The sequence below is a fragment of the Hafnia alvei genome (assembly GCF_900095695.1).
Taxonomy (GTDB): Bacteria; Pseudomonadota; Gammaproteobacteria; order Enterobacterales; family Enterobacteriaceae; genus Hafnia; species Hafnia alvei_B.
This window is the reverse complement of the sequence record NZ_FMIQ01000059.1, coordinates 118226-136183: the sequence shown is the minus strand read 5'-3', so window position 1 is coordinate 136183 and position 17958 is coordinate 118226. Positions and strand designations below refer to the sequence as shown.

Below are 17958 nucleotides of genomic sequence, written 5' to 3'. Positions count from 1 at the left end.
TTATGCCCGGTGATGTTTTGTTCCGTGGCTTGTCTTTGCTGAATGCATGCTTTCTTAATGCTTTGCGTTATATCGCAGGTCGTTGGAAATCCAATCTTAGTTTTAGCCGATATTCGAACGGGCTGAAACGTCGTGCACAGCAAGATCCTGTTGCCGTTCAACAATTCTCTTTTCACATTAACGCGGAATAAAACATGGAATTTTTACTCGATCCGTCAATTTGGGTGGGTTTACTCACGCTGGTGGTTCTCGAAATTGTTCTGGGCATAGACAATTTAGTCTTCATTGCGATCTTGGCAGACAAGCTACCGCCGAAGCAGCGAGATAAGGCGCGTATTATTGGCCTTTCTCTAGCGCTGCTGATGCGACTGGGGCTGTTGTCCGTTATCTCATGGATGGTGACGCTAACGCGTCCGTTATTTAGCGTAGGCGATTTTAGCTTCTCAGGGCGAGATTTAATCTTGCTCGTCGGGGGGCTGTTCCTCCTGTTTAAAGCCACCATGGAGTTACATGAACGGCTGGAAGGACATACCCATGAGGTGAACAACCGAGGATATGCCAGTTTCTGGTCGGTGGTGGTGCAGATTGTCATTCTTGACGCCGTGTTTTCGCTTGATGCCGTGATCACGGCAGTCGGCATGGTAGATAGCTTGCCGGTGATGATGAGTGCGGTTGTCATTGCGATGGTGATTATGCTGCTGGCCTCTAAGCCGCTGACCAACTTTGTTAACGAACATCCAACCGTCGTGGTGCTGTGTTTAAGCTTCCTGCTGATGATTGGTTTGAGTTTGTTGGCAGAAGGTTTCGGCCTGCATATTCCAAAAGGTTATCTGTATGCCGCGATTGGCTTCTCAATTCTTATCGAGATGTTTAACCAGATTGCGCGTCGTAACCATATAAAACACGAGCGCCGCCTGCCTATGCGTCAGCGTACTGCTGAGGCCATCATCAGTATGATGGGCGGTAAGAAAGATAAACAGAATGGTCACCGTAGCGAAGAGGTGGTAGCGGCCAAAGAGGAAGAGACCTTTGCTGCTGAAGAACGCTATATGATCAGCGGCGTTTTGACGCTGGCATCGCGATCTTTACGTACCATCATGACGCCGCGTAATGAGATTACCTGGGTGGATTGCCAACGCACGCCGCAGGAAATTCGCCGCCAACTGCTGGAAACGCCCCATAGTCTGTTCCCTGTTTGCGACGGTGAATTAGACCAGTTGATTGGCATTGTCCGAGCCAAAGATTTGCTGGTGGCTTTGGATGAAGGGATCTCTGTGGCTGACTATGCCGCGAAAAGCGCGCCAATCGTGGTGCTAGAAAGTTTAGATGTGATTAACGTGCTAGATGTATTACGTCAGGCAAAAGGGCGTTTGGTCATCGTGAGCGACGAGTTTGGCATGGTTCAAGGCTTGGTGACGCCGCTGGACGTATTAGAAGCAATTGCAGGCGAATTCCCTGATGAAGATGAAACGCTGGATGTCATCAAACAGGAAAATGGCTGGTTAGTCAAAGGCGGTACTGACCTGCATACCTTGGAGCAAATGCTAGGCTGGGATGGCTTGGTCAGCGAGTCTTCTTCTGATTGCGCATCAGTGGCCGGTTTGCTGTTGGCTCATTTTGATCAGATGCCGCAGGCCGGTGAAAAATTAGAGCTGCACGGTCTACGTTTCCAAGTCATGGAAGTTAAAGATTATCGCATTGAGCTGATCCACATTGAGCGTATTGAAACGCATGATGAGCATGAGGACGAATAACAAACGTTAATAGCCGCAGTTAATAACAACGGCTAATATTTCCCTCCCTATGGGGAGGGAAATTTAATGGCTCAATCACCACTTTTTTTGGGTTTGGCATATTGCTGAGCTAGCCAATGCGGAAACTCTGCAATAGGCATCGGACGTGCAAAGTAAAACCCCTGCATCGCACAAACGCCTAATTGGCGCAGATAATCAGCCTGCTGGCGAGTCTCAACCCCTTCAACGATGAGCTTCAATTTGAGCTCTTTACCCAACGCAACAATACTGCCGAGCACTTTGGCATTGATGGCATCTGTACCGATGGTTGCACAGAACGTCTTATCAATTTTTAGCACGTCAGGATGCAGATTTTGCAAGTAACTCAGTGAGCTATGCCCGGTGCCGAAATCATCCAGTGCTAAAGATGCCCCCATCGCGCGCAGTTCAGCGAGCTGTGCATAATCTGCTGTCTGCAATTCAGTGCGCTCAGTGAGTTCTAGCATGAGCTTGGTCTCAGGATTAAATTGATACCACAGATTATGCAGATCGCGTGCAAGTTGCCCTTGGGCAAAATGCTCGGCGGCAATATTAATACTGATATAAAAATCAGGCGATTGTGGGAACAGGTGCCGATTTTGTTCTAGCGTATACAGAAGGTGGCGCGTAAGCGATTGGACCAAACCATGCTGCTCGGCCAGAGGAATAAAAATATCCGGAGAGATCCAACCTTGGCGCTCATCATGCCAACGTAGCAGGATCTCAACGCCGTCACATTCTCCGCTCTGGCTTTGAATAATCGGCTGGCAAAATAGCTGGAATTGCTTGCGCTGGATCGCCGAAGAGATGTGATAGGCCAAATTCATCCTATTAGCCGAAACCATAAAGACGATAATGCCAGCCAGTAAAAAGACCAGCAGCGAGAGCGGAATATGCTGAGGAAGAGAGCGTAGCGCGAGCTGCCAATCAGGATCGGAAAAGACGCCCACGGAATAAGCATATTGGCTAGAATTAAGCGCGACGCTGGGTTTATCCGTAATATCTCGCGTTTGCCGAATCATCTCTTGCCCATAAATCAACGTTTGTCCTTCAACGTTGAGGGCCATGTAGTTCACATAGGGCTTTTGCGGCTCGAGAATAAAGCTCGACAGCATGGCGATATGAAAGACGTGGATCATACCGCTGTGAGGATCCGTACGAGTCGGTACCCAGAAGAGCAGCGTAGGGCTCCCGCGTTTAACCAATAATGCCGCTTTCAACATCAGGTTATGCCCGGGTTTGGCAAAGGTAGGAAACATCACATCAAGCTGATAATCGCGATGGCCGAACAGACTAGAGCAAAAAATAACGTCGTTTTTTACCAACAAAATCGCTCGTACGGTCTGCAACTGCACTGACATATTCAGCAAACGTGGCTGAGCCTGAGGACAACTGCTGTTAACCAGTTCGTTGTGGGTGGTTGAAATTTCATTGGCTGAGTTAAGCAGGCGGTCGATTTGTTGAACGGCAGAAAGCGCGGCTTTATGCTGTGCGGTGCGTACGGTATCTAGCTCTTGGCTGTAGCGTCCGCCCATCGAAATAGCAAAAGCAAACAATCCTGCTCCAGCAGCGAGCAGTAAACGGTACAAGCGATACTTTTTAACAGCCACCTTTGAGAAGCGCATCAAGCATCCTTTGACAGGAAAATCCTAGCCAACATACATTCAATGAATTGTTCACTCTTTGCGTAAGTGTAGCTATTGAAAAGAAAATGTGGACGGATAGTAGCGTAAATATCAACGAGAGATCGATATTGTAAGGATAATAAAACCGCCACGTGATTAAAAAGCGGCTAAATTAGGATTTATCTATACAGAACTTATTGTTTTCTATACAGACTTAGAGAGAAATCTGATAGGGAAATACGTCAGCGGTTGCCATTTATTTTGCTGATATGTGTCAAGCCCCCTTACTTTCTGTAAGGGGGAAGCCAACTTAGTGAACGAATTGTTGGTGCAGAGCGATAATTTCGCGGCCTAATTCCATTAGCATAATGGCATTCATCAGATGATCCTGTGCGTGAACCATGACTAAATGTACTGGGATTTTTCCTGTTCCCTCATCCATTTCGATCAGTTTGGTTTGCACATGATGAGCTGAAGATAACGCTTCTTGCGCCTGCTGCATGTAAGTTTCGGCCTGAGCAAAATCTTTTTCTTCACGTGCGCAGCGGATAGCTTGGAAGACTAAGCTACGTGCATAGCCTGAGTTGGCAATGAGCTCCATCACTTCATTTTCAAGATCCATGCTTAAGCCTCTTCAATCAACGCTAATGCCTGATCGAGCACCTTATCGCCTTTCATGGTGCCGTAGGCCATCATATCGATACAGGCGATTTTCTTGCCGTGTTCCTGAGCGATTTTTTCGCATTCAGGCAGCTTGTAGCGGATCTGCGGCCCTAATAAGGCAACGTCAAAATCGGCAGCACAGGTTTTATAATCACGTACTGATTTTGCACAAATTTCAGCGTCGATGCCGCGTGCTTTGGCAGACTCCAGCATTTTCTTAACCATCAAACTAGTCGACATACCAAGATCACAAACCAACAGAATTTTTTTCATGTTATTTCTCCAAATCTTCTATCAAATGCTGCATTAAAAGAGGGATAGGGCGTCCAGAGGCGACGCTACGGCCACTTTCGCGCCACAGCGCGGTTCCACTAATGTCGAGATGTGCCCAAGGGATCTCTGCTGGGCAGAAGCGGCTTAGAAAATAAGCCGCCGACGTGCTGATGGCGGCGTTGTTGGCCGGGGTGTTACAAACATCGGCAATGGCGCTTTCAACCTGTGGCGCAAAGCGTAGGTCGAGTGGCAACGACCACACTTCATCGCGAGTGTGCAGTCCGGCTTGCGTGAGGTTGTGACTGAGTTCGGGATCTTGGCTCCATAATCCGCTGAGGTCATAGCCCAAAGCTTTGACGACGGCACCGGTTAGCGTTGCCATATCGATGATGTACTGCGGATGCTGATCGTCTAAGGTGAGTTTGCTGGCATAGGTAATGGCGTCGGCTAAAACCAGTCGTCCTTCTGCGTCGGTGTTGTTAATTTCAACGTTAAGGCCCGCATAGCTTGTGACAACGTCACCTGGCCGCATGGCTTCTGGGCCGATCATATTTTCAGCTAGCGCCAACACGCCAATCAAGCGTACTGGAAGCGCCATTTCGGCGGCTGCGAGTAGTAAGCCAAAGACGTTGGCGGCACTGCACATGTCATATTTCATGGTATACATGCCTTCGCCGCCTTTGAGCCATAGCCCTCCGGTATCGAAGGTAATTCCCTTGCCCACGTAGGCGCTGAATGGCCCATCGGCGCGGCCTTCATAGCGTAGAACCATTAAGCGTGGCGGGTTGGCTGCGCCTTTACCCACGGCATGCAACAGGCCTAAGCCTTGGCGCTCAATCTGTGTTTCTTCCAAAATCTCACAGCGCAATGTTCGATACGGCGCGATGATTTTCTCAATTTCCGTTACCACAAATTCAGGTGTGCATTTATCGCTGGGAACGTCTGCGATACGGCGAGCGGCGATCATGCCAATGGCGGATGCTTCAGCCTGACGGCGTATTTTCTCCACCGCGACTTGATCTTGTGGCTGACAGCAAAGGGAGATGTGTTTAATCCGAACCGTAGGCTCTGCATGCGTTTTGAGCCCTAAATCGCTCAGTTGATAATCCAGATTAAACAAGAAGATCAGCAATGAAGAGAGCATGGCGCGGTGCCTGCTTTCGCTTGTGTCCCACAGACTGCAATCAACAACCAGTTCAGGGCATGTCGTTTTGCGTAATAGGGGGCGCAGTGCGGCGTGGAGCTTATAGGTTGTCGAATCTAACCAGTGATCCTTTGGTAATAAGGTCACTCGACCAAAGGGGGCGCAGCCGTAGGCACAGTCGGCAACGGAGTTTACTGCGTCTTTTTGTAGAGCCGATAATAGCGCCGCATTGATATCGACTTGTGTTAACAGCGCGCTGTCAGCAAAGGAAATAAGATGGCTATTTTCACTCGATAATACGTCATGTGATGTAGCGCTGATTACCTGAGACTTAATCATATTGAGGTTCTCCGATAGGTGCGCGGATCCGCGCCGCATAGTCATTCATCCAAGCTTCATCGGCAGGGACATAGTGGGTGCGGTCGGATTGACGCTCGGCGAGGTAAACGGTAGGAGGAAGATCGCGGGTGGCGACAACAAATGAAAATGTTTTGATATTGGTAGAGACACCAAATTCACCCAGTTTATTCATGCAAACCACTGACAAATCCCCCACGCGGCCAAAGCGCGCCATGAGTTTGTCTTCAAGCTCAAATATCACCGAGTCGGCGGCATTCTGTGGTGTCATTCCGCCTTCCATACGTCGTACGATCTCGTAGCTGGTGCAGCCTTTCATCAAATCTTCGCCAACGCCGGTGGCGGTTGCCGCACCGATTTGGCTATCACAATAGAATCCAGAGCCGATGATAGGGGAATCACCCAGCCTGCCGCGACGTTTCATGAATAAACCGCTGGTGGACGTTGCCACGCTCATCGAACCGCGGGTATCTAGGCCAATCATGCCGACGGTGTCATGGCCATCGTAGGGGCTTAGTCCCCGATCGATGGTTTCGCGACAGCGCTTGCGGTAGTGTTGCATCGCTCGCTCAGTTAGCATGATTTTTTCGGTGAATCCCTGACTCAGCGCCCACTCACGGGCGCCAACGCCCACCAGCACACTGTTGAATCGCTCTCGACTCAGGGCATGAGCTACGCGAATCGGATTAGCGATATCGACCAAGTTACCCACGGCGCCGAACGCTAAGGTATCGCCATCCATAAAGGCGGCGTCTAATTCAACTTCACCGTTTTCGCTTGGCAAACCGCCATAGCCGACGGATTTATAAAATGGAAAATCCTCAACGTCGGCAACGGCATTGACCACGGCTTTGGCTGACTTTTCCCCATTCGCCAGCAGGGTGCTGGCGTGTGTGATGCCTTCTAGCGCCATGCGCCATGTCGCGATCATTCCCCACATGTAAAGCTCCTAATTCTTTGTATAACAGACACAATCTATTGTTTTTCAGCAACGCAATATTGTTTATCCAGAATGCGCAGGAAGGGCAGATACAGCATGGCTCCAATCAGCAGGTTGACGATTTGCATCAAGCTACCGCTGATATGACCGGTGACGATAAACCCGCTGATGACCGGTGGTAGAGTCCATGGAATAAATACGCCGGTGGTGACGGCAACCATGCCGATTTTCATGGCGATGTATTGAACGGTCACTAGAACCAATGGAACTAAGTTAAACGGGATCAGCATGATCGGATTCATGATGATAGGCAGGCCAAACAGGATAGGTTCGTTGATATTAAATACCGATGCGCCAGCGCCTAGGCGGGCAACCTCACGCATACTTTTGCTACGGGCAAAAAAGAGCATGGCGATGACCAGCGAGAGCGTAGCCCCCGCGCCCCCCATCCAGACCATGTCGAAAAATTGCTCGGTAATAATGTGCGGCGGTGTAACACCTGCCTGAATGGCCGCAATGTTGTCGGTTTGATTTTCCATCCATAGTGGACGAATAATTCCGTTCACCATTGAACCGGAGTTAATCCCAACCGACCATAGAATGGTGATCGATAACACCGTGAGCAGCGCGCCAACATAGGAGGTGCCAAAATGGCGCACCGGTGTGGCAACCACTTGATAGATGAACTGATGAATGGTTTCGTAATGCGTATGTTCGAAAACGATGCGAATGGCTAACACCAGTACGATCACAACCAGCGCTGGTATTAATGCAGCGAAGGACTCCTGTACCGCCGGTGGCACACCTTCCGGCATTTTGATAACCAGTTTTTTACGCTTTAAAAAGCAAAACAGCTCGGTCCATAGCAGCGAGCCGATCATGGCGACAAACAGTCCTTTACTGCCAATCCACTCGGTGGGAACTACCGTAATATTGCCGAGCGCCTCTACCTTAATAAAAGGCGTCAGGATCAGAAAAGAAACCAGCGCCAAAATGCCGCAAGACACCCGGTCTTCTTCATAGTGTTCCGCTAGCCGATAGGCGACTAAAAAACTGATGAACAGCGACATGGTAGAGAAGACGGCGTTAAACGGGATTTCAACGATATTGCTCCACGTTGCGCCAAACATGCCGGTCATAAACTGCTGATAACTTTGGCTGGGAAATGACGAAATAATCAGTAAAACGGAGCCAACAATGATAAATGGCATGAATGAAACGTAGGCGCCACGTATCGCACACAGATGCCGCTGCTGCGCCGCTTTGGCCGCCAGCGGCATCAGTTTCGCCTCAAGAAATCCTAAAACGTTGCTCATAGAGAACTCCGTAAATTGCTTTTTAATGATGAAGTAACAGGATCTTAATGCGGCGATTATGTGTGAATGAGGTGATGATAAAGTTGCGTTAGTTCACAATGTGACGGTTACAACAAACAAGTCTCACATGATTGGATATCATTAATTCGATCGTTCGAGGAGATCTGAAATGGAAATTAAGCTACACGCTAACGCAACAACAACGCCCAGAGTTCGACGGTATATCCAGCAGTCTGACAAGAGCGATCGGGTGCTAGCGCAAGAGCTTGGCATTTCGGTGGCGACGGTGCGCCGCTGGCGACAGCGGCAAGATGTTGTCGATCAACATACGGCACCGAAAAATGTTCACAAAGTGCTGAGACCAGAGCAAAGCATGCTGATCAACTGGCTGAGACAAAAGCTGATGATCCCACTGGATGAGCTGGTCACTCTGGTTAATTTAGGGATGCAGCAAAGTGTTTCACGCGCGGGTTTAGACCGCTATATGCGACGTGCAGAATTGGCGCATATGAACGTGTTGGAGGCACGCGAGCTGCGCGGCAAGAAGGCCGTAAAGGCTGGAATTAAGCTAGGGAAGCTACGTTTATTTTATCAGCGCGTGAGTTTGCTGCCTCAAGACGGTGGTGAACATCATATTCTGTGGGCGCAAGAAGAGGTGAGCGGCTGGATGGCAGCACGCGCTTATGCAGGAGCTTCTCCTACGCTGGTGGTACATTGGCTGGAAGCGATGATGAAAATAACGCCTGCCGCTATACAATCTGTTGAGACTGAAAATAAGAAACTGTTCGGGAATGAATTGTCACCCGATCATCCATTACAGCAGTGGAGCGTAGAACATGGGCTACCATTGACGCTAAGAGCAGAGGATATCGCTGATATTACGTTACGACTGGAGTGTTTCTTGAGCGAGTTGATTCCTGCCATCGGGAATACTGACCTTGATGTTTTTCTGCAACAGGTGTGTGAACAGTACAATCAACGCTGGCCACAGAAAAAACTTGGTGGTTTGACGCCGGAGGCGTTTTGGCGAGAGTTTGCACAGTAATTGGCATGGAGAATGAAAAAGCCCCAAGCCGTTATCAGTTTGACTGATAGCACGCTTAGGGCTTTAGGCTTATCGACGCAATCTAAATGGCATTACCTATTGCGCGAGTTTAGCTACGGCTTAATCACACTGAACTTTAATAGCCAAGCCGCCACGCGAAGTTTCACGATATTTCGCGTTCATATCTTTACCGGTTTCGTACATAGTCTCGATGACTTTATCCAACGAAACACGCGGTTCTGAGGTGCGCTGCAGCGCCATACGTGAAGAGTTGATGGCTTTCACCGAGGCAATGGCATTACGCTCAATGCAAGGTACTTGTACCTGACCCGCAACGGGGTCGCAGGTTAAGCCCAGATTGTGCTCCATGCCAATTTCTGCCGCGATACAAACTTGCTCAGGGCTGCCGCCCATCAGTTCAGTCAGACCCGCTGCGGCCATCGAACAGGCTACACCCACTTCACCCTGACAACCCACTTCAGCACCGGAGATTGACGCATTCATTTTGTACAGTGCGCCAACTGCGCCGGAAGCCAAGAAGTAGCGCACGAAAACGTCGGGTGTAACGGGTTCGATAAAGTGGTCATAGTAGGCCAGTACCGCAGGAACGATGCCACAGGCACCGTTGGTTGGCGCAGTAACGACACGGCCACCGGCGGCGTTTTCTTCGTTAACCGCTAAGGCAAACATGTTCACCCAGTCGATCACCGTCATCGGATCTTTATCGTATTTGTCGGTGGTGACGAGCATACGGCGTAATGCCGATGCACGGCGCGGTACACGCAGTGGCCCAGGCAGAAGGCCTTCAGTATTTAGACCACGGTCGATACAGGCCTGCATGGTTGCCCACACGTCGCCAAAATAGGCATAAACTTCATCTTTGGTATGCAGAGCGAGTTCGTTTTGCATAACGAGGCCGCTAATAGACAGCCCGGTCTCTTTGCAATGATCCAGCAGCTCCTGCGCGGAGTGGAACGGGTAAGGCACCGTCACGCCGCCCGCGCTATCTTTACCAAAGTGCTCTTCGTCAACGATGAAGCCGCCGCCGATAGAATAATAAGTTTTGCTATACAGCAATTTTTCGCCGGCAAATGCATGGATTTGCATGCCGTTTTCATGCAGCGATAGGTTATCGCTACGGAAGTTCATCCCGCCTTCGCGTGGGAAATCAACCTCATGCTGGCCATGAGCCAACAGCAGGCGCTGACGTTGCTCTACGTCGCGAATAAAACCCGGAATTGCATCGATATCCACGGTATCAGGCATGTTGCCTGCGAGTCCCATGATGATAGCAATATCAGTATGATGGCCTTTACCTGTAAGGGAGAGTGAGCCATAAACATCGACGGAAATGCGCGTGACAGAAGGTAGCAACCCTTTATCAATCAGATCGTCGACAAACTGTTTGCCGGCTTTCATCGGGCCCACGGTATGTGAACTGGAAGGGCCGATACCGATCTTAAACATGTCGAAAACGCTAATCACGTTGGGACTCCTTAGTAGACATTGCTTTCAGAAACATATAATCGTGCTTCGTGAAATACTGTCTTTATATAAAAGTTATTATACCGTTCATACTTCAAGCTGCTTACGCGTTGGCTGCACCCGCTCACCCCAGTTACTTACTAGAGTAAGCTCCGGGGGGACTCACAGGTTTGCCGCCTTCAAGCCGCTTGAATTATTTAGGGTATAGACTGCGGAAAACGGATTTGCCACCGTTAGTCCGTGGTGTTTTTTCTGGTGCTGTTTGCTCTAACGTTCAATGCGCTTGCTGCCGTGGAAGCAGATTCACATTATAAAAATTAATGTAATAATTCGCATATTGCTCACGTCATGACTAAAGCGCGCCAACAATAGCCGAACTTAACGAGTGACGCACGTGCAATCCCTCAATTTATCTATAACAAACGCAAAAAAAAACGATTAACCCTACATCGGATGAGGTCTGTGAGCGGATTTATGCGACAAATAACCGTCACTTGATCGGCTTTCCCCTACGCTTGAAAAGGTAGTCTGACGAAAACATCTGCCACTGCAAACATACAAATTCATAGTGACTTATCTATGATATTGCGACATATGCCAGATAAATCAAGTAATGAGCTACGAATTTACCCGTATTTACCAAGGTTTATAGGGTTCACTTTAGCGGATAACAAAAAAAAGAGAGTGATAGGGATCGAGGAATCTCTAATCCATGGAGATAAGGGAATAAACCAACTCTATTGTTGAGATATGGGATTAGTTTTTTTGATGCAAATTCAAGGTGTCTAAATATGGATCTGTTGAGCCAGTCGGCGAATAATCGCGGCCGTCATACCCCAAACAAAAAAATGCTCATACCAAGACAGATAGACCCGATGGCTATGCCCACTACGGTGGATATCTAGTGGATGATAGCGGGAGAGGGCGAGCGCTTCCCGCAGTGGCATTTCAAAGACGGCAGAAACTTCATCTTCGCTGGCGATAGGAGTGATATTGGGAGGCAGGAGTCCGACAACGGGAGTTACCCGAAAACCGGTAATGCTATCTACCGCCGGTAGCTGTCCGAGAATGTGAACGCACTCAGGAGATAACGCGATTTCCTCCTGAGCCTCGCGTAACGCCGTAGCAATTAAAGAGCTATCGGTCGCATCGGCGGCTCCTCCCGGAAAGGCAACCTGCCCAGCATGTTTGCGCAGATGGCTCGAGCGCTGAGTGAGTAATAGCGTCGGCTGTGGGCGATTAACGATAGGGATTAGCACGGCGGCTTGGCGCAGATTGTGCCCTTCGCTAGTTTGGATCGGCGCTTGAAGCTGAAAGCGAACTACAAACTCGGTGAGTTCAGGAGAGAGCTTCATCATGCTGGCACCTCAACGTCACCAAGGATCGGCAATATTTTTCCCACTTTATCGAAGGTTTCCTGATATTCCGCCTCGACCTGACTGTCAGCGACAATGCCACCGCCGGCCCAGCAGTGTATTTTGCCATTCTCAGCTAGCAGCGTACGTATGGTGATACTGGTATCCATATTCCCGCAGCAGCTAATATAGCCAATGCTGCCGCAGTAGACATTACGTCGCTGAGGCTCTAATTCTTCAATTATCTGCATGGCACGAATTTTGGGCGCTCCGGTAATTGAACCACCGGGGAAACACGCGCGCAGCAAATCGGTTGCCGTGAGATTGTTTGGCAGCGTGGCGGTGATGGTGCTAACCAAATGATGCACCGCGGGGAAGGGCTCGACGACAAAGAGTTCGGGGACGCGCACGCTGCCCGGTTGGGCAACTCGGCCAACATCATTGCGCATGAGATCGACAATCATCAGATTTTCAGCCTGATCCTTACGGGAATTGGCCAGCTTCAGCGCCTGTAATTTGTCGGCAGCAGGGTCGGCTAAGCGCGGCAGCGTGCCCTTGATGGGACGCGTTGAGATATGTTTTTGTTCAAGCTGTAAAAAACGCTCAGGGGATACGCTCAAAATCGCGCTTTTTGGTAAGCGCACAAACGCTGAAAAAGGCGCTTTGTTTTGCTCATTTAAACGTAAAAAAGCCTGCCATTCATCGCCTTTATAGCCAGCGCTAAAGCGTTGGGTCAAATTAATCTGATAGCAGTCGCCCGCATGCAGATAGTCGTGAATGCGGGCAAATCGCTGGCTATATTCTTCCTGAGTTAAATTGGCTTGCCAAGAGGAGGTTAACTGGAAGGGAGAAGGCTGCGGTGTTTCTACCTGCGCAGTCAACCATGCGAGGCGTGCTTGGGCATCGCCATGAACGATTAAGGTTAAGCGTTTTAACCTGTGGTCGGCGATTAATGCCCAATCATAAATTCCTACTGCCATATCAGGCGTTGATAAGTCGGCATTAGCTTGTTCAGGCAAGGTTTCAAAACGTCGCCCAAGGTCGTAGCCCCATAGGCCAACGGCACCGCCGCAAAACGGGGTATCGGCTTGTTCCGACATCGCTGGCAGCAAACGCGATAATTCTGCTTGAACTAAGCGCAGAGGGTCTTGCTCGCTATAACGAATATTGCCGTTTTCGGCAATAGCGGTTTGATGGTCACGTGTGGTTAAGGTAAGCACAGGTTCGGCGACTAAAATATCAAACCGATTATGGGGATGATTAGCGCCGCCTGAATACAACAGCATTGCCCAAGGCTGCTGGGCGAGCGGAGCGAAATAATGCAGCATGGCATCCGGAGTGTAGTCTAAATCAATACGTGACAATGCAGCAGGTGACGAGGTTATGGCAGTCATGGACGAGAGATCACTTTTATAGGTATGCAGATATTTTGGTTCAACGTCGATGTCGATATGACAATGGTAAGACTATCATAAATTACAGGCAATATTAGCGGATAAATGCCCCTGCATTATCTAGGTTTGTGGGCTGTTTGCGGCTATACTCTTGCCCCCGTATTACCATTCAGCAGCAGGAGTTATTGATGAACAGCGGAATGCCAGCGTTATCACATACAGAACAGCAAGAGGCTGCCGATCGCATTCACAAATTGATGGAGCAGGGTATGAGCAGCGGCGAAGCCATTGCTCTGGTCGCGGCGGAAATTCGCGCCAACCATACCGGCGCACATATCCAAGTCTCATTTGATGACGAAGATGAAAATGAAAACGAAAGCCAAAACCAAAACGAAGAATAGTCAGTAATAAAGCGGCGCGGAGAGATTTCCGCGCCGTGGTGTCCTATCCTTTCACTACCACACCGCCGCTGACTTGCTTGGCCAGCGCAATCGCTTTATCAACCGTCTCTTCATATGCTAACGCCACGCCTAAACGGCGGGTGCCATCGATTTCTGGTTTGCCAAATAATCTTATCTGCGTTTGCGATTGTAATGCTTGTTTCACGTTCTCGAAAACAACGTCGTTGCTGTGCAAACGTGGCAGGATCACCGCAGAGGCGCTTGGGCCAAATTGGCGAATATTACCGATAGGTAAACCAAGAAATGCGCGAACGTGCAGTGCAAACTCTGACAGGTCCTGAGAAATCAGCGTCACCATACCTGTATCGTGCGGGCGTGGTGATACTTCGCTGAAGATGACATCGTCGCCACAAACAAATAACTCAACGCCAAATAGCCCATAGCCACCCAGAGCCAGAACGACTTTACCGGCGATCTCCTGAGCTTTAGCTAGCGCGATGTCGCTCATCGCCTGAGGTTGCCATGATTCACGGTAGTCGCCGTCTTGCTGACGATGACCAATTGGCGCACAAAAATGTAATCCATCACAGGCATTAATGGTGAGTAAGGTGATCTCAAAATCAAATTTCACCAGACCTTCAACAATCACTTTCCCTTGACCCGAGCGGCCACCTAACTGCGCATATTGCCACGCGCTAGCCATTTCATCGACATGGCGAATCAAACTTTGGCCTTTGCCGGATGAGCTCATGACGGGTTTGATAATGCATGGCAGACCAATTTCTTGCGTAGCAGCGTTGAACTCCGTCTCTGTTTCGGCAAAACAATAAGGAGAGGTGGGCAATTTTAGTGTTTCAGCGGCCAGACGACGAATGCCTTCGCGGTTCATGGTGAGCTGCGTCGCTCGCGCACAAGGAACGACTTTTTGCCCGTCATTTTCCAACGCAACCAGCATTGATGTGGCGATAGCTTCAATTTCTGGCACGATAAAGTCAGGGCGTTCACGCTCGACCAGCTCTTTTAGGGCCTCAGCGTCTAACATGTTTAACACATAGCTACGATGGGCAACCTGCATGGCCGGCGCATCGGCATAGCGATCGACGGCGATAACCTCAATGCCTAAACGTTGGCATTCGATAGCCACTTCTTTACCTAATTCACCGGACCCTAAAAGCATGACGCGAGTGGCATGTGGGCGGAGTGCAGTTCCAATCGACAACATAATCATCATCCTATGAGCTGGCCAAAAATCGGTTGCAGTATATACGAAAACGTTTGCGTGTCAGTAATTCGATTTAATTCGCGTCATGAAAATAAGGCTGGGCTGCCAATTTTATCCAAGCATAAAACACATGACAGCCCGCCAAGCTGACTTGGATAACATGTGTTGCTAATTATTTATTCAGGAGATTAATTATATTTAGATATGAGTTGCGATTGGATGTAGGTAACAGACAAAAAAATACGTCGGTAAGTGTCACCGGCTTTTAGCAGGTTGATTAAGTAAATTTTCATTTGTATGATAAATGTATTGTATGATAAATCTAGCTATCGGCAGGGGTGAATCTTTGCTAGGTACTGAATTTTGAATAATTAAAACAGCAATAGCCGTGCGGCTGGAGGGTTAGCGCGGTATAGGGGAGAAAGTGAACCATGAGTTCGACGTGTGTTGTTGAGACTGAATTAAAAGAAGACCATTGGTACCGAATTGCAAAGGAAATGTTAAGCCAGGCCGGCATTACAATAAACGGAACTCGGCCGCAGGATATTCGCGTCAAAAACCCAGAGTTCTTCCATCGTGTGCTGCAAGAGGGGTCGTTGGGTCTTGGTGAGAGCTATATGGACGGTTGGTGGGAGTGTGATCGTTTAGATATCTTTTTCCAAGATATTTTGGCCGCTGAACTTGATGCGCATTTGCCGAAACATTTCAGCGATATCGTGCGCATTGCGTCGGCTCGCATTTTCAATTATCAAACCCGGAAACGCGCATGGATCGTGGGGAAAGAGCACTACGATCTGGGTAACGACCTGTTTAGCCGAATGCTCGATCCGTATATGCAATATTCCTGCGCTTATTGGAAAGATGCAGAAACGTTGGAGCAGGCCCAGCAGGCAAAATTGCGGATGATCTGTGAAAAGCTGCAGTTGAAACCGGGAATGACCTTGCTAGACATTGGTTGTGGTTGGGGAGGATTGTCACAGTTTGCGGCGCAAGAGTACGGCGTGTCTGTAAAGGGGGTGACGATTTCCGCTGAGCAGCAAAAGATGGCGCAAGAGCGCTGCGCAGGCTTAGATGTTGAGATTTTGCTACAAGACTATCGTGACATAAACGAAAGATTTGACCGCATTGTTTCCGTTGGAATGTTTGAGCACGTAGGCCCGAAAAACTATCGAACCTATTTCGAAGTCGTGGCACGCAATCTAAAAGCTGATGGGCTTTTTTTGCTCCATACCATTGGTTCTAATCAAACTGACCTGAACGTTGACCCGTGGATCAATAAGTACATCTTCCCAAATGGTTGCTTGCCATCCGTTGCGCACATTGCCTCAAAAAGTGAGGATTTGTTCGTGCTGGAAGATTGGCATAATTTTGGTGTTGATTATGACCGTACATTGATGGCTTGGTTTGAGTCCTTCCAGAAAAGCTGGCCGGAGATTAAAGACAACTATAGCGATCGCTTCTATCGCATGTTCACTTATTATTTAAATGCATGTGCAGGGGCATTTCGGGCAAGAAACATCCAACTTTGGCAGGTACTTCTGAGCCCTAAAGGCGTGGAAGGTGGAATTCGCGTTCCCCGCTGATAATGAAGGGGTCCGCAGTTTCGATTGCGGATCCTGTGTTCGCTATATATTGATGTAATAAAAAGATGACGGCGCGGTGCTGTTTATTTCAGGCTGTTATCCCATGTCTTATTCGTGTGTTTTATCGACAGCAAAGTTATATTTGTGATGTATGTCGCTATTTTATTTGTGAATGTTTTTGCGTATTAATAAAAAATAATGTAGGCAATGCGTATTTTTTACTGCGTTGATTAATAACAGTTTATTTTTTAGTTGCCGATTATTGTATTGGCTAATATTTGTCAATATATAGAAATATAACAGGCTGTACGTACAGTATTTATAAACAGGTATATCGGCCACGAAATATTTGCGCTGAGCATGAAACTATGCGTTAATACTGACGCCTGAAATGCTGATGTAATCATATCGCTTTTGTTCATTAAATGATTCGGCTTATATTTTTGCTCATTCTTAAATGGGCGTTTAATTAACCGAGCGTTAGGATACGATTCGTCTGAGTTATGTTAGTAAGCAGGTCTACCATGCCTAACGGCAAGTAATTTTAAGTAAAGGAAAGTTAAATGAGCAAGAAAACTGGTCACGTTAAATGGTTCAACGAAAGCAAAGGATTTGGCTTCATCACTCCAGCTGATGGCTCCAAAGATGTATTCGTCCATTTCTCTGCCATCAAGAGTGACGGCTTCAAAACTCTGGCTGAAGGCCAGCAGGTAGAATTCGCCATTCAGGACAGCCCACGTGGCCCGTCTGCGGCTGATGTTATTGCGCTGTAATTAAGCTGATACTATCATGCTGACAAAACCCGCCGAGTGCGGGTTTTTTGCATTTTAGCCTCAGAATGGATAGAACTCAGCAATGACTAATGAAAATATAACTTTCCAGCACGCAGAACAGCACCATCTTGCAATGTTAGCCGAAGTGGAACGCCTCGCAGCCGCGCAGTTTCCCGCTGACCGACTCCCAGAATCTTTTCGCAATGCTACGCTATCCGCTGAGCGCTTATTACAGGCACAAGCGTCGCAAAACCTTTGGGTAGCCATCCGCAATGAGAAACCTATTGGCTTTGCCATGCTTGAGGTCACCGGTGACTTTGCTCATTTAGCCGAAGTGAATGTACTACCCGCATTTAGCCAACGTGGAATTGGACATTTTTTGGTTGATCACGCCTTGGTTGCCGCTCGCCAACGTGGCTTCTGTGGGGTAGGGCTGACAACGTTTCTGGATTTAGCTTGGAATGCGCCTTTCTATCAGAAAGTCGGTTTTACGCTGGTGGGGGATGAGCAATTTCCTTTGTTAGAACGCGCGTTGCGGGAAGAACGTAATGCAGGGCTGATTCAACGTGTGGCGATGTTCTACTATTTCTAGCCATTTATGTCTCAACAT

Annotated in this window: 16 protein-coding genes; 6 read left to right on the top strand and 10 right to left on the bottom strand. The window is 48.6% G+C overall.

What is annotated here, in order from left to right; genetic code table 11:
• Positions 1-194: 194 nt before the first annotated feature.
• The gene (locus tag BN1044_RS16450) at positions 195-1754 is read left to right on the top strand and encodes a TerC family protein (RefSeq protein ID WP_072309600.1); all 1560 of its coding nucleotides are present in this window, start codon (positions 195-197) and stop codon (positions 1752-1754) included.
• Positions 1755-1825: 71 nt separating this feature from the next.
• Here the strand turns inward: BN1044_RS16450 and BN1044_RS16445 are convergent, their stop codons facing one another.
• The 6 genes from BN1044_RS16445 to celB all read right to left on the bottom strand — a co-directional run bounded on the left by BN1044_RS16445 (position 1826) and on the right by celB (position 8090).
• Positions 1826-3397 (bottom strand): EAL domain-containing protein, encoded by a 1572-nt coding sequence (locus BN1044_RS16445; protein ID WP_072309599.1) that lies wholly within the window; start codon positions 3395-3397, stop codon positions 1826-1828.
• Between the two features lie 310 nt (positions 3398-3707).
• Positions 3708-4019, bottom strand: coding sequence for a PTS lactose/cellobiose transporter subunit IIA (locus BN1044_RS16440; protein ID WP_072309598.1), 312 nt, complete (start codon positions 4017-4019; stop codon positions 3708-3710).
• 2 nt (positions 4020-4021) lie between these two features.
• Positions 4022-4333: a PTS sugar transporter subunit IIB gene (locus BN1044_RS16435; RefSeq protein WP_040044857.1), complete on the bottom strand. Its 312-nt coding sequence runs from the start codon at positions 4331-4333 to the stop codon at positions 4022-4024.
• 1 nt (position 4334) lies between these two features.
• Positions 4335-5816: a M17 family metallopeptidase gene (locus tag BN1044_RS16430; RefSeq protein ID WP_072309597.1), complete on the bottom strand. Its 1482-nt coding sequence runs from the start codon at positions 5814-5816 to the stop codon at positions 4335-4337.
• Positions 5809-6774 carry a glycosylasparaginase gene (locus BN1044_RS16425; RefSeq protein WP_072309596.1) on the bottom strand — a complete coding sequence of 322 codons (966 nt, stop codon included), beginning with the start codon at positions 6772-6774 and terminating at the stop codon, positions 5809-5811. Before BN1044_RS16425 ends, BN1044_RS16430 begins: the two co-directional genes overlap by 8 nt.
• Before the next feature lie 35 nt (positions 6775-6809).
• Positions 6810-8090 (bottom strand): PTS cellobiose transporter subunit IIC, encoded by a 1281-nt coding sequence (celB, locus tag BN1044_RS16420; RefSeq protein WP_040044860.1) that lies wholly within the window; start codon positions 8088-8090, stop codon positions 6810-6812.
• 169 nt (positions 8091-8259) lie between these two features.
• Here celB and BN1044_RS16415 point away from each other — a divergent pair, with 169 nt between their 5' ends.
• Entirely contained in the window at positions 8260-9135 is an 876-nt protein-coding gene (locus tag BN1044_RS16415) for a hypothetical protein (protein WP_072309595.1), read from the top strand.
• Positions 9136-9255: 120 nt separating this feature from the next.
• On the opposite strand, the gene sdaA is transcribed toward BN1044_RS16415, so the two are convergent.
• The 3 genes from sdaA to pabB all read right to left on the bottom strand — a co-directional run bounded on the left by sdaA (position 9256) and on the right by pabB (position 13369).
• A complete protein-coding gene (gene sdaA / locus BN1044_RS16410) occupies positions 9256-10620 on the bottom strand; it encodes an L-serine ammonia-lyase (protein WP_025796805.1) in 1365 nt (454 codons plus the stop codon).
• 785 nt (positions 10621-11405) lie between these two features.
• Positions 11406-11978 (bottom strand): CoA pyrophosphatase, encoded by a 573-nt coding sequence (locus BN1044_RS16405; protein ID WP_072309594.1) that lies wholly within the window; start codon positions 11976-11978, stop codon positions 11406-11408.
• Positions 11975-13369 (bottom strand): aminodeoxychorismate synthase component 1, encoded by a 1395-nt coding sequence (gene pabB, locus BN1044_RS16400; protein ID WP_072309593.1) that lies wholly within the window; start codon positions 13367-13369, stop codon positions 11975-11977. The genes BN1044_RS16405 and pabB overlap by 4 nt, the downstream gene beginning before the upstream one ends.
• 188 nt (positions 13370-13557) lie before the next feature.
• Here pabB and BN1044_RS16395 point away from each other — a divergent pair, with 188 nt between their 5' ends.
• Positions 13558-13770: a YoaH family protein gene (locus tag BN1044_RS16395; RefSeq protein WP_072309592.1), complete on the top strand. Its 213-nt coding sequence runs from the start codon at positions 13558-13560 to the stop codon at positions 13768-13770.
• Between the two features lie 43 nt (positions 13771-13813).
• Here BN1044_RS16395 and purT read toward each other — a convergent pair whose 3' ends face one another.
• Positions 13814-14992: a formate-dependent phosphoribosylglycinamide formyltransferase gene (purT, locus tag BN1044_RS16390; RefSeq protein ID WP_072309591.1), complete on the bottom strand. Its 1179-nt coding sequence runs from the start codon at positions 14990-14992 to the stop codon at positions 13814-13816.
• A 431-nt stretch (positions 14993-15423) separates the two neighbouring features.
• Between purT and cfa the strand changes: the two genes are divergently transcribed.
• The 3 genes from cfa to BN1044_RS16375 all read left to right on the top strand — a co-directional run bounded on the left by cfa (position 15424) and on the right by BN1044_RS16375 (position 17940).
• Positions 15424-16575, top strand: coding sequence for a cyclopropane fatty acyl phospholipid synthase (gene cfa / locus BN1044_RS16385; RefSeq protein WP_072309590.1), 1152 nt, complete (start codon positions 15424-15426; stop codon positions 16573-16575).
• 563 nt (positions 16576-17138) lie between these two features.
• Positions 17139-17348: a transcription antiterminator/RNA stability regulator CspE gene (gene cspE, locus BN1044_RS16380; protein ID WP_004094959.1), complete on the top strand. Its 210-nt coding sequence runs from the start codon at positions 17139-17141 to the stop codon at positions 17346-17348.
• An 82-nt stretch (positions 17349-17430) separates the two neighbouring features.
• On the top strand, positions 17431-17940 hold the full coding sequence (locus tag BN1044_RS16375) for a GNAT family N-acetyltransferase (RefSeq protein WP_072309589.1): 510 nt from the start codon (positions 17431-17433) through the stop codon (positions 17938-17940).
• Positions 17941-17958 lie beyond the last annotated feature (18 nt).

Coding starts and splice junctions, on each gene's coding strand:
- cspE (WP_004094959.1), top strand. CDS start 17,139: ATGAGCAAGAAAACTGGTCACGTTAAATGGTTCAACGAAAGCAAAGGA.
- purT (WP_072309591.1), bottom strand. CDS start 14,992: ATGTTGTCGATTGGAACTGCACTCCGCCCACATGCCACTCGCGTCATG.
- cfa (WP_072309590.1), top strand. CDS start 15,424: ATGAGTTCGACGTGTGTTGTTGAGACTGAATTAAAAGAAGACCATTGG.
- BN1044_RS16395 (WP_072309592.1), top strand. CDS start 13,558: ATGAACAGCGGAATGCCAGCGTTATCACATACAGAACAGCAAGAGGCT.
- BN1044_RS16375 (WP_072309589.1), top strand. CDS start 17,431: ATGACTAATGAAAATATAACTTTCCAGCACGCAGAACAGCACCATCTT.
- pabB (WP_072309593.1), bottom strand. CDS start 13,369: ATGACTGCCATAACCTCGTCACCTGCTGCATTGTCACGTATTGATTTA.
- BN1044_RS16430 (WP_072309597.1), bottom strand. CDS start 5,816: ATGATTAAGTCTCAGGTAATCAGCGCTACATCACATGACGTATTATCG.
- BN1044_RS16440 (WP_072309598.1), bottom strand. CDS start 4,019: ATGGATCTTGAAAATGAAGTGATGGAGCTCATTGCCAACTCAGGCTAT.
- BN1044_RS16415 (WP_072309595.1), top strand. CDS start 8,260: ATGGAAATTAAGCTACACGCTAACGCAACAACAACGCCCAGAGTTCGA.
- BN1044_RS16435 (WP_040044857.1), bottom strand. CDS start 4,333: ATGAAAAAAATTCTGTTGGTTTGTGATCTTGGTATGTCGACTAGTTTG.
- BN1044_RS16445 (WP_072309599.1), bottom strand. CDS start 3,397: ATGCGCTTCTCAAAGGTGGCTGTTAAAAAGTATCGCTTGTACCGTTTA.
- BN1044_RS16425 (WP_072309596.1), bottom strand. CDS start 6,774: ATGTGGGGAATGATCGCGACATGGCGCATGGCGCTAGAAGGCATCACA.
- BN1044_RS16450 (WP_072309600.1), top strand. CDS start 195: ATGGAATTTTTACTCGATCCGTCAATTTGGGTGGGTTTACTCACGCTG.
- BN1044_RS16405 (WP_072309594.1), bottom strand. CDS start 11,978: ATGATGAAGCTCTCTCCTGAACTCACCGAGTTTGTAGTTCGCTTTCAG.
- celB (WP_040044860.1), bottom strand. CDS start 8,090: ATGAGCAACGTTTTAGGATTTCTTGAGGCGAAACTGATGCCGCTGGCG.